Raw genomic sequence first — 11,458 nt, forward strand, 5'->3', positions numbered from 1 at the left:
CTGAGGTTATTTTTTTGCTTCGACACCGGATGCGTCTGAACGCAGCAGGAACTGTTCGGTGGTCTGTGGAATGTGGCGAATCAGCCAGTCGGCCATCTCGCGCTCTTCCGCCAGGATACTCTCGATGGCGGGCACGGAAGCCATGTCGCCCGCTTTTTTGGCCGCGGCCAGCAGGGAGGTGTAGCAGGCTATTTCAAACTGTTCGAAAACATAGCCGCTGATAGACCCTTTGACGATCTCATCAGAGGGGAACATCCCGCCAATGGACTGTCCGAGCGCCGCCATTTTACTCATCGAATCTTTTAAAACCGAACGAGAAATATCATTACGGTCGAGGATCTCTTCCAGTAAGGTAATTTGTCGCTTTGTTTCACTAATATGCTGCTCAATTCTGGCGCGAACATCGGGATAATTATCAATACGGCTGGCCATGGATTCCAGCATAGATTCGGCTTGCTTTTCCATCGCATGGGCATCGCGTAGCCAGTCATGGTAGTGTTCTACGTGATTCATTATAATGTCCTCATTATGGTGTCGCTTATTTGGTCTCACTCTCAGCAGCCTGATCGGCACGCGCAGCACTGTAGCCAGATAAATGGCCGACAATATTGGCGTAGATACTGATGATAATGACCCATAGCACGCTGCTCTTCCACCATAAAACGGAAGGGATAGCGAGTATGAACCATATTATTGCTGCCGTTAAATGGCACCGTTTAATAGTCCTGGGACTGATGCTCATTTTATTTAACCTTTGCTATAGCGTCATTTTTGCGCTTTTTGGTTAATATTGCCTACGGCCAGGTCGGTAAGTTTAAGATCGGTTTCTTTCTCTTCTTCCAGCGTTTCGGCCAGAAGTTTAACGGCTTTTTTATAGCCCAGTTGTTCTGCTAATGTGGCGAGGGTACCGTAACTGGCAATTTCGTAATGCTCCACTTTTTGTGCTGCGGCAATTAATGCGGCGTCACGCACCTCATTTTTCTCGGTGCTCTCGATGACCTCATTGGCCTCTTCAATCAGGCCTTCCATTGCTACGCACTTCATACGCTTGAGCTTAAGGCCAGATTCTTGCTCGATAATCTGGTCGATACGCTCAATCTGTCCCTGCGTCTCTTCAAGGTGTGCACTAAAGGCTGCGCTCAGTTTTTCACTGGAGGCAGCACGAGCCAGTTTGCCGAGCGCGCGGGTCAGCTGCTTCTCAGCGCTGTAGGTATCGGACAGGAGGTGAATAAACACATCTTCGACACTTTTCATATTCATCATTACGCTCCGGTAAAATAAAGAAGGGGTACTGCGAGCCTGGAGGCCCGCAGCATGCTCTCTGTTTTAAATAAAAAAGATTTACATCAGATCAGGAGTTTTTACGGCCACCACCGTGGCTGTTTTCTCCTCCTTTCTTACCTGCTTCAGATGCGCGTTGCGGATCGTTTTTAAAATTACCGCCGCTGTGCTGGCCACCTTTACGTCCAGCTTCTGATGCTTTTTCACGGTCTTGTGCGAAATTACCGGAACCACCACGATGCTCTGCCATATTAAACCTCATATATTGGTTATGTCAGTTAAGATACGAAAATATTCCGTATCACTCGTCGTTCGAATAATAACTTTAGTCGGTGTTTCATATTCGTCAAATATGTTTTGTAAACCATCGCTTCGTTGCTGAGATATTTCTGATGGTTAACGCTTCGTTTAATATGAATATATCCTGGATGGCTTGCGGTTAACTGCCTGTCTTCATGGGGTTAATCCGCGAGCCGCAGGGGATAACTGTTTTTCTTGCATTGTTTATGCCTGAAGCGCGTGCGGCAGTCTAAAAATTACAGATTAATCTTAAGGAGAAATATTGGAAATCCGCTTGTTGCGTTAACGAAATAAGATATATGCCACTGATATTTGTTTTTAATGAGATATTACCTCTTAAGATAATGCTATTTATTACCTCTTAATGGTTAAGCGATGAGGTTATTAATAATACAGTTTGATCAGAAAACGCTTTATTTAGAGAAGGTGAATCTACATTTAGAGAAGGTGAATCTGCCAGGTCATATGGGTGTCAGGGCAGGCCAGCACACGCTTTAACCACTCCTGTCTTAAGATCACAAATCGGAAATTCTTCCCCCCAGAGGGAACGGGTTTCTCTACACTCCAGGTAATATTCACTGGAGGCATGACATCATGGCGAACACCATCACGGCTGATGATATTCGGGAACACTTTTCGCAGGCTATGTCGGCGATGTACCAGCAGGAAGTTCCGCAGTACGGCACCTTGCTCGACCTGGTTGCGGACGTAAACCTGGCGGTTCTGGAAAATAACCCACTATTACATGAACAACTGGCGAACGCGGATGAACTGGCGCGCCTGAATGTGGAGCGTCATGGGGCGATCCGCGTGGGTACCGCGCAAGAGCTTTCGACCTTGCGTCGTATGTTTGCCATTATGGGGATGTACCCGGTCAGCTATTATGACCTCTCTCAGGCGGGCGTGCCCGTCCACTCCACGGCGTTCCGCCCGGTCGATGATGCGGCGCTGTGCCGAAATCCGTTTCGTATCTTTACCTCGCTGCTGCGCCTCGAACTGATTGACAACGTCGTCCTGCGTGAGCGTGCCGCGGAGATCCTGTCTCACCGCAATATCTTTACCCCGCGTTGTCTGGAGCTTATCGCGCTGCATGAGGCAGAAGGGCACTTTACGGATGCGCAGGCGCAGGCGTTTGTACAGGAGGCGTTAGAAACCTTCCGCTGGCATCGCCATGCGACGGTCGACCAGGAGACCTATCTGGCATTGCATAACGAGCACCGACTGATTGCGGATGTGGTCTGTTTCCCGGGGTGCCATATCAACCACCTCACGCCACGTACGCTGGATATTGACCGGGTGCAGGAGCTGATGCCGAAGTACGGGATTGAACCCAAAACTCTGATTGAAGGGCCACCGCGCCGCGAGGTTCCCGTATTACTGCGCCAGACCAGCTTTAAAGCGCTGGAAGAGCCGGTGCTGTTTGCCGGGGAGCATACAGGAACGCATACCGCGCGCTTTGGCGAAATTGAACAGCGCGGCGTGGCGTTGACGCCAAAAGGTCGTGCGCTTTATGACAGCCTGCTTGCAGAGGCCGGTACCGGTAAAGATAACATGACGCACCAGCTCCATTTGCGCGAGATCTTCAGCGCCTTCCCGGACAGTGAATTGTTGATGCGCCGTCAGGAGCTGGCCTATTTCCGCTATCGCCTGACGCCATCCGGGGAAGCGCATCGTCATGCGTTTCGTCCGGGAGACGATCCACAGCCGTTAATTGAGCGCGGGTGGGTTGTCGCTCAGCCGATCACCTATGAAGATTTCCTCCCGGTCAGTGCCGCAGGGATTTTCCAGTCGAATCTGGGCAATGAAACCCAGGCGCGTAGCCACGGTAACGCCAGTCGCGACGCGTTCGAAGCGGCGCTGGGTTGCCCGGTGTACGATGAGTTCATGCTCTATCAGGAGGCTGAAATCCGCAGCAAACAGCGTTGCGGTTTGCTCTGAAATCGTTACTCTTCTGGGGTGTGATGGAAACAGAAGGTTGTTATGCAAAATCCCTCCGCCCCTGTGATTGAAACGCGCCAGGGCGCACTGTCTGGTTTAACAGATGAAAACGTACATCTCTGGTGTGGTATTCCCTATGCGGCGCCTCCCGTTGGCAACTGGCGCTGGCGTTCGCCACGGCCGCCTGAACGCTGGGAGGGGCTGCGTCTGGCCACCGCTTTTTCGCCCTCAAGCTGGCAGAACAGTGAGTATTGCCAGGCGTTAGGCGGCGGCGATCCCGGCCGGTTCTCAGAAGATTGTCTGTATCTTAACGTCTGGTCACCCGTCGAGCGCCCGGCGCCGCTTCCCGTCATGGTCTGGCTACACGGCGGGGGGTTTACCATTGGCGCGGGTGGCCTGCCGCCCTATAACGGTAAGGCGCTGGCAACGCGCGGCGTGGTGGTTGTGACGATCAATTACCGTCTTGGTCACCTTGGCTTTTTTGCCCATCCCGCGCTGGAGGGAGAAGAAGACCGGGTGGTGCATAACTTTGCGCTGCTGGATCAGATTGCCGCCCTTGAATGGGTTCGGGAGAATATTGCCGCTTTCGGTGGCGATCCTGACAACGTCACCCTGTTTGGCGAATCCGCCGGCGCGCGCAGCGTGCTGTCGCTGCTGGCGTCTCCGCTGGCGAAGGGACTCTTCCACAAGGCGATTGTGCAAAGCGGATACACCCTGCCGGATACGCCACGGGAACAGGCCCTGCAAAAAGGGGAAGCGCTGGCGGCGCATTTCGGCCTTGAGGAGGCGTCAGCAGAACAGTTACGTGCCATTCCCCCCGAAGCGTTCTGGCCGCTGGCCGCGCCGCTGAACATCGCCCCGGCCCCCATCGTCGGAGACTGTGTTCTGCCGGAATCAATGCTCGATGTGTTCTTTGCCGCGCGTCAGCATCCTGTTCCGGTGATGATTGGGTCGAACAGTGACGAAGCCAGCGTGATGGCGGTATTTGGTATCGATCTCGCCGGTCAGATCCAGAAGCTTCGCCGTGAACGTCGCTTTGGACTGGGGCTGATCAAACTGCTCTATCCGGGTGTGAAAGGGGATGTGGAGCTTGGCAGGCAGGTGTGCCGGGATATGGCTTTTACCACCATGGGATATGTGGTGATGCAGGCCCAGCAGCGCGTGGGCGGCTTGTGCTGGCGTTACTGGTTCGACTATGTGGCGGAAGCAGAACACGCAACCTATATCAACGGTGCCTGGCATGGTAATGAGGTGCCGTACGTGTTTGATACCCTTGGTGAGATTGAGCCTTCCTGCCACTACGTTAATGCGCGAGACCGGCAATTCGCTGCGCAGGTTGCAGATTATTGGGTGAGCTTTGCGCGTGACGCCGGTCACCGGGAAAGTCTTCCTGGCCCGACGCACTGGCCGGCCTGTCGAAAAGGAAGGGACGTGCTGCTACGTATTGGCGTGAATAAACATGCAGGTTTCAGGCTTGAAAACCGCTTTATGCGCGCGCGAATGAGCCTCTTTAAGCGCGTCATGAAACACCATGTGAGCCTCGACTGAGCAGGCAGGCGCGAAACGCCGCCAGCCCATTTTCCTGGCCAGGCGATTCGCGCAGAACCAGTCTGTAGCTCGCACCCGTTTTAATGCTGCTCTCAAAAGGCCGCACCAGCCTTCCGGCGCGGACATCTTCTTCCACCAGCGTTTCGTCAGCAATGGCCACCCCCAGCCCCTGAATGGCGGCCGTGATGGCAAGGTCCATCGTGTCGAAGTGTTGATTTTTGTGCATAACAACCCCCGGGCCTTCCTGCTTCGCCAGCCACAAGGACCAGTCTGTCTTATCCCGTGTCGGGTGAAGGAAGGTTAACGCACCCAGTTCGCAACCTGCTCGCAGGGGGCTCATTACCGGCGTTAACGCCTCTTCAAACAGCAGATCGCCCGCGCTCATATGGGTGCCAAATACAATGGCCGCGTCGTAAGATTCCGTTTTGAAATTGACGTTATGGTCGGTGGTAGTGGTCAATGCGATCTGCAGATCCGGTTGCTCACGCTCCACCTCCAGCAGACGAGGCACCAGCCAGCGCATGGCGCAGGTGGGTGCTTTGAGTCGGATCACGGTTTGCTGGGTACGGGCCCGATCGGCCAGGGTCAGCAGCGTTTCAAAAGTGGATTGCAATTCCGGAAGCAGGGCGCTGCCCTGTGGGGAGAGGCGCAGGCCGCGCGCATGGCGCTCGAACAGCGGAAAGCCGAACCACGCTTCAAGGGTGGCGATTTTGCGACTTACGGCTCCCTGCGTCAGACAGAGCTCTGTTGCGGCATGGGTCAGATTCAGATGACGCGCGGTGACTAAAAAGGCGTCGATGGCATTAAGCGGGAGCGAACGGCGCGACATTAACCACCTCAGGTATGCGTTTTTCTCATGGCTATTATGACAACAATTCGATTGTCCCGACAACTGACTTGTTGTTTGAATAGTTATGCATTCATCATGAGAAAGGAAAGAGGATGACGTTACACACTCCGGTGCACACCCGTTCCAAATTACCCGATGTGGGGACCACGATTTTTACCGTTATCGGCCAGCTCTCCGCCCGGCATAACGCCATCAATCTTTCTCAGGGTGCACCCAATTTTTCCTGCGATCCCAAACTGGTCGCCGGGGTGACCCGGGCGATGGAGGCAGGGCACAACCAGTACGCGGCAATGACCGGCCTGCAGCCGCTTAAAGAGCGTATTGCGGATAAAATTGCCACCCTCTACGGCACGCACTATGACCCGGCCAGCGAAGTGCTGGTCACCGCCAGTGCCAGCGAAGGACTCTATTCGGCGATCAGCGGGCTGGTGCACCCGGGCGACGAAGTGATCTACTTTGAACCGTCGTTTGACAGTTACGCCCCGATTGTTCGCCTGCAGGGGGCCACGCCGGTTGCCATTAAACTGACGGTGCCGGATTTTGCCGTCAACTGGGATGAAGTCCGTGCGGCGATCACCCCGCGTACGCGCATGATTATCATCAATACCCCGCACAACCCGAGCGGGCAGGTCTTCTCAGCAGAGGACCTGCAGCAGCTGGTGGCGGTGACCCGCAATACCGATATCATTATTTTGTCTGACGAAGTGTACGAACACGTCGTCTTTGATGGTGAACCGCACCACGGTATGGCGACACATCCGCAACTGGCGGAGCGGAGCGTCATTATCTCTTCCTTCGGAAAAACCTATCACGTGACCGGCTGGCGCGTGGGTTACTGTGTTGCTCCGGCGGTACTGATGGATGAGATTTGTAAAGTCCATCAATTTCTGATGTTTTCTGCCGATACGCCAATGCAGCATGCGTTTGCAGAGCACATGATTGACCCGCAAACCTGGCTGTCGCTGGCGGCGTTTTATCAGCGCAAACGCGATCTGCTGCAAAGTTTGCTGGAAGCATCACCGTTCAGACTCTTGCCGAGCGCCGGTTCGTTTTTCCTGCTGGCCGACTACAGCCAGTTTAGCGATGAGCGCGACAGTGAACTGGTGAAACGGCTGATCGTTGAGTATGGAGTGGCCACCATTCCGCTGTCGGCGTTTTATGCGGATGGTACGGATAATAAATTGATTCGTCTCTCTTTTGCGAAAGATGAGGCGACGTTACGGGCAGGTGCCCAGGCCCTGTGTCGGGTTAAACCACGCTAAGGAGTTGGAGATGAAATTACGCGCGTTAGTTGTCGGCATGGGATTGCTGTGTACGTTTTCGTCATTCGCGGCTACCGAACTGCGGTACGGGCTGGAGGCGGAATATCCGCCGTTTGAAAGCCGAAATGCTGCTGGCGAACTGGAAGGGTTTGACGTTGAGCTGGGCAATGCCATCTGCAAAGCCGCAGCGCTGAAATGCACCTGGGTTGAAACCTCTTTTGATGCGTTAATACCGGGCCTGGTGGCGAAGAAATTTGATGCCATTAACTCGGCGATGAACATCACCGAACAGCGACGTAAAAGTATTGATTTTACCCAGCCGATTTACCGCATCCCATCGCAGCTCGTTGGCAAGGCCGGTACCGCGGTAGAGGCAACGCCCGCGGGGCTTAAGGGCAAAACCATCGGTGTCCTGCAGGGCTCCATTCAGGAAACCTATGCGAAAGAGCACTGGGAAAAGCAGGGTGTCACCGTGGTGTCTTATAAAGATCAGAATATGGCCTGGGGCGATCTGCTGAATGGCCGTATCGACGCCTCGCTGGTCATGTCCGCGGCCGGGCAGGCAGGTTTCCTCAGCAAGCCGCAGGGGAAAGGGTTTGGCTTTATCGGCAAACCGGTGTCGGACGACACTATCCTCGGCAGTGGGATCGGCTTTGGGTTGCGTAAAGGGGACGAGGCCACCAAAAAGCAACTTGATGCCGCAATTGATAAAGTGCGTGCCGATGGCACGATCGCTAAACTCGCTGATAAGTACTTCCCAGGTATCGATGTCAGCGTAAAATAACCGCCTCATTTGCCCCGACTGACGATGTCCAGCCGGGGCATTTTTATACACGTCTTTATACCTTTCTTTACACCTTTTTCGGGTCGTTCTGGTCGACAGAAAATATTTCGCACTTTGTACAGATAATCGCCGCCCAACAATTGGATTCTTAACCATTTTTGTTTAGGCTGTGCGTTCTTTCTTGCCGTCATTTCGCCGAGTGCGAAACACATTCACACGACCATAAGGACGTTTTTCCAGGCATGAATCGCAGACGTTTTCTAAAAGGCTCGCTGGCAATGGCAGCCCTGAGCGGCACAACTGGCCTTGCTTCCCTGTTTTCCAAAGCGGCTTACGCTGCTGACTCTGACATTGCTGACGGTCAGAGCCGTCGTTTTGACTTCTCCGTACTGCAATCCATGGCCCATGACCTGGCGAAAACCCCATGGGGCGGAGCACCGCGACCGTTACCGGACACGCTGGCGACCATGACGCCGCAGGCCTATAACGCCATCCGTTACGATGAAAAACAGTCACTGTGGAATAACATTGAAGGCCGTCAGCTGGATGTGCAGTTCTTCCATATGGGCATGGGTTTCCGTCGCCGCGTGCGCATGTTCTCGCTGGATCAGTCAACGTCACAGGCGCGCGAAATCCACTTCCGTCCTGAGCTGTTCAGCTACGGTGAAACCGGTGTTGATACGAAGCAGCTGGAAGGGCAAAGCGATCTTGGGTTTGCCGGTTTCCGTGCCTTCAAGGCACCGGAACTGGCGCGTCGCGATATCGTCTCATTCCTGGGGGCGAGCTATTTCCGTGCGGTTGATGATACCTATCAGTATGGTCTTTCCGCGCGGGGTCTGGCGGTGGATACCTTTACCGACACGCCGGAAGAGTTCCCAGACTTCACCGCGTTCTGGTTTGAAACCGTCAAACCGGGCGACACTACCTTCACCGTCTATACGCTGCTGGACAGCCCAAGCATCACCGGTGCGTATAAGTTCGTGATCCACTGCGAGAAGAGCCAGGTGATCATGGAGGTGGAAAACCATCTCTATGCGCGTAAAGACATTAAACAGCTCGGCATTGCGCCGATGACCAGTATGTTCAGCTGCGGTACAAACGAACGCCGCATGTGCGATACCATCCACCCGCAAATTCATGACTCCGACCGTCTCGCCATGTGGCGCGGTAACGGGGAGTGGATTTGCCGTCCGCTGAACAACCCGCAGAAGCTGCAGTTCAATGCGTTTGTGGACAAAAACCCGAAAGGGTTCGGCTTGCTCCAGCTCGATCGCGATTTCTCGCATTATCAGGATGTCATGGGCTGGTATAACAAACGCCCAGGCCTCTGGGTGGAGCCGCGTAACGACTGGGGTAAAGGTGCGGTTGGCCTGATGGAGATCCCGACAACGGGTGAAACACTGGATAACGTGGTCTGCTTCTGGCAGCCAGAAAAACCGGTGAAAGCGGGCGATGAGCTGGACTTTAAATACCGTCTTTACTGGAGCGCCATGCCGCCGGTCCGTTCCCCACTGGCGAATGTCTTCGCGACCCGCACCGGTATGGGTGGGTTCCCGGAAGGCTGGGCGCCGGGCGAAAACTACCCGAAAGTGTGGGCCCGTCGCTTTGCTATCGACTTCGTCGGGGGCGATCTGAAAGCTGCCGCGCCAAAAGGCATTGAGCCGGTCATTACCCTCTCCAGCGGTGAAGCGAAGCAGGTTGAGATCCTCTACGTTGAGCCGTTTGACGGCTATCGCATTCTGTTCGACTGGTATCCTACCTCGGATTCAACCGAACCGGTGGACATGCGCCTGTTCCTGCGCTGTCAGGGAGATGCGATCAGTGAGACCTGGCTGTATCAGTATTTCCCGCTTGCGCCGGACAAACGTAACTACGTTGACGATCGCATCATGCGTTGACCATTTATTCCCTCTCCCCGGCGGGGAGAGGGTGACGGGAAGGGACCATGACCGCCACTGAATCTGAAATAATCCCGGTGACTGACCATCTCGAGCTTCGCGCCGTCGAAGAGCGCTATACCGCCGATTTGCACAACATGGTCATCAGAAACAAAGCCTGGCTGCAAACCGCCTTTGACTGGGCGCAGCATGTGGGCACCGAAGATGACACCCGTCGTAATGTGCTGAGTAATCAGATGCTGCACCAGCGCGGCTACGCCAAAATGTTTCTGATTTTCAAGGATGAGGACCTGGTCGGCGTGCTGTCGTTTAATGCGATTGAACCCGCCAACAAAGCCGGATACATCGGTTACTGGCTGGACGAGGCGCATCAGGGACAGGGCATTTTGTCGCAGGCGCTGCAGGCGTTTATGCGCTATTACGTCGAGCAAGGCGAGATCCGCCGTTTTGTCATTAAGTGTCGGGTGGCGAATAAACCCAGCAACAACGTTGCCCTGCGCAACGGTTTTACGCTGGAAGGGTGCCTGCGGGAAGCAGAGTTCCTGAATGGCCGTTTTGACGATGTGAATATCTACGGGAAAATTTACCCGCTATAACGCCCCCAACAGAGGCGTACGGGTGATGCGCTGGTCGCCGTTAATCACCTTTTCGCCGCGCAGGTGGATGTTCTCACCGGCAAAAGCCTCAATCACCGCATCGTCGGTGATTTCAACCCGATGCTCAATAAGCACATCGCCGCTGATACGCGCCCGCCCCTGGATCACGACCTTATCGTCAAGCAGGATAGGGCCGCCGCGCAACCAGGCCTGACCGCCAATCAGGACGTGGTGTTTAATGACACAATTTCCTTCCACCACCGCGTTTTCAGCCACCTGAGAGCTGTAGCGGACGGTAGGGATGGCATCGTCGTCAAAACCGGCAATGACGCGGGCGTTACCGTACACTTTTGCGCAGTCACATACCCAGACGTTATTGAGATCGTTGCCTTCGAGGATGGCGCTGTCGAAAACTTCCGCCCGGTGTTCAACGAAGGCATAATTAACCATTGCCTCGCCGTAGATTTGCGCCTGATGCACAATGCGGGACTGGCTCACCGTCGCCTTGTCATAAATTTTCAGGATCTGCTCATGGTCCGGCGTAAGCCCTTTGGCAGCAATCACCACGCTGTTATGAAGCACCCGCGCCTCGCCGAAAATATGGCATTCGCCGCGCACGCAGGATTGCTGTATCGTGACGTTGTCACTTATGCGCGCACCGTGACTGACCTCTGCGCCGTCGAGCCAGCAGTTGTCGCCAATCTGCGCGTCATGACTGACGATGCAAGGCAGGGTAAGGCGCGCGTTGCCGGACACCGTCGCACCGGCAAAGACGACGCTGTTTTCATCGTAGATCCAGCAGTCGCCTTCGTGCGCGAGGGCGCTCTCATCTTCAACCCAGCCGCCTTTCGTGCCGCTCACGATGTCGTTAAAATTCGCCGTGGCAATAATCTGTCGTAACGACGCCGTGTGCGTTGTCTCGCCGTTTTTCCATTGCCAGAGGCGGGTGTTCTCGCTGAGCCTGTACTTTTTCATCATGGAGTCTCGGGTAAGCGTCTCCA

General features: G+C 54.6%; 12 protein-coding genes. 6 read left to right on the forward strand and 6 right to left on the reverse strand.

What is annotated here, in order from left to right; all coding sequences use genetic code 11:
* Positions 1–6 precede the first annotated feature (6 nt).
* From L462_RS16680 to L462_RS16665, 4 genes are all read right to left on the reverse strand, one after another.
* Positions 7–513 carry a ferritin-like domain-containing protein gene (locus L462_RS16680; protein ID WP_014170004.1) on the reverse strand — a complete coding sequence of 169 codons (507 nt, stop codon included), beginning with the start codon at positions 511–513 and terminating at the stop codon, positions 7–9.
* A 25-nt stretch (positions 514–538) separates the two neighbouring features.
* Positions 539–742, reverse strand: a complete 204-nt coding sequence (locus L462_RS16675) for a hypothetical protein (RefSeq protein WP_020884189.1) — start codon at positions 740–742, stop codon at positions 539–541.
* Between the two features lie 23 nt (positions 743–765).
* On the reverse strand, positions 766–1,260 hold the full coding sequence (locus L462_RS16670) for a YciE/YciF ferroxidase family protein (RefSeq protein WP_020884188.1): 495 nt from the start codon (positions 1,258–1,260) through the stop codon (positions 766–768).
* A 91-nt stretch (positions 1,261–1,351) separates the two neighbouring features.
* On the reverse strand, positions 1,352–1,531 hold the full coding sequence (locus L462_RS16665) for a con-10 family general stress protein (protein WP_020884187.1): 180 nt from the start codon (positions 1,529–1,531) through the stop codon (positions 1,352–1,354).
* Between the two features lie 644 nt (positions 1,532–2,175).
* Here L462_RS16665 and L462_RS16660 point away from each other — a divergent pair.
* Both L462_RS16660 and L462_RS16655 read left to right on the forward strand, forming a co-directional pair.
* On the forward strand, positions 2,176–3,519 hold the full coding sequence (locus L462_RS16660) for a 2-oxoadipate dioxygenase/decarboxylase HglS (RefSeq protein ID WP_032678127.1): 1,344 nt from the start codon (positions 2,176–2,178) through the stop codon (positions 3,517–3,519).
* Between the two features lie 42 nt (positions 3,520–3,561).
* On the forward strand, positions 3,562–5,067 hold the full coding sequence (locus L462_RS16655) for a carboxylesterase/lipase family protein (RefSeq protein ID WP_032678128.1): 1,506 nt from the start codon (positions 3,562–3,564) through the stop codon (positions 5,065–5,067).
* Here the strand turns inward: L462_RS16655 and L462_RS16650 are convergent.
* Positions 5,039–5,896, reverse strand: coding sequence for a LysR family transcriptional regulator (locus tag L462_RS16650; RefSeq protein WP_032678129.1), 858 nt, complete (start codon positions 5,894–5,896; stop codon positions 5,039–5,041). The genes L462_RS16655 and L462_RS16650 overlap by 29 nt on opposite strands.
* Before the next feature lie 113 nt (positions 5,897–6,009).
* Between L462_RS16650 and L462_RS16645 the strand changes: the two genes are divergently transcribed.
* From L462_RS16645 to rimL, 4 genes are all read left to right on the forward strand, one after another.
* Complete coding sequence (locus L462_RS16645) at positions 6,010–7,179, forward strand: pyridoxal phosphate-dependent aminotransferase (RefSeq protein WP_014170012.1); 1,170 nt, start codon at positions 6,010–6,012, stop codon at positions 7,177–7,179.
* Between the two features lie 10 nt (positions 7,180–7,189).
* Positions 7,190–7,963, forward strand: coding sequence for a transporter substrate-binding domain-containing protein (locus L462_RS16640; protein ID WP_025204230.1), 774 nt, complete (start codon positions 7,190–7,192; stop codon positions 7,961–7,963).
* Between the two features lie 242 nt (positions 7,964–8,205).
* Positions 8,206–9,861, forward strand: a complete 1,656-nt coding sequence (locus L462_RS16635) for a glucan biosynthesis protein D (RefSeq protein WP_032678130.1) — start codon at positions 8,206–8,208, stop codon at positions 9,859–9,861.
* A gap of 47 nt (positions 9,862–9,908) precedes the next feature.
* The gene (gene rimL / locus L462_RS16630) at positions 9,909–10,457 is read left to right on the forward strand and encodes a 50S ribosomal protein L7/L12-serine acetyltransferase (protein ID WP_032678131.1); all 549 of its coding nucleotides are present in this window, start codon (positions 9,909–9,911) and stop codon (positions 10,455–10,457) included.
* On the opposite strand, the gene ydcK is transcribed toward rimL, so the two are convergent.
* Entirely contained in the window at positions 10,452–11,432 is a 981-nt protein-coding gene (ydcK, locus tag L462_RS16625; protein ID WP_032679681.1) for a YdcK family protein, read from the reverse strand. The genes rimL and ydcK overlap by 6 nt on opposite strands.
* Positions 11,433–11,458 lie beyond the last annotated feature (26 nt).

Origin of the sequence: Enterobacter sp. BIDMC 26 (assembly GCF_000534435.1) — a bacterium.
Taxonomy (GTDB): domain Bacteria; phylum Pseudomonadota; class Gammaproteobacteria; order Enterobacterales; family Enterobacteriaceae; genus Enterobacter; species Enterobacter ludwigii.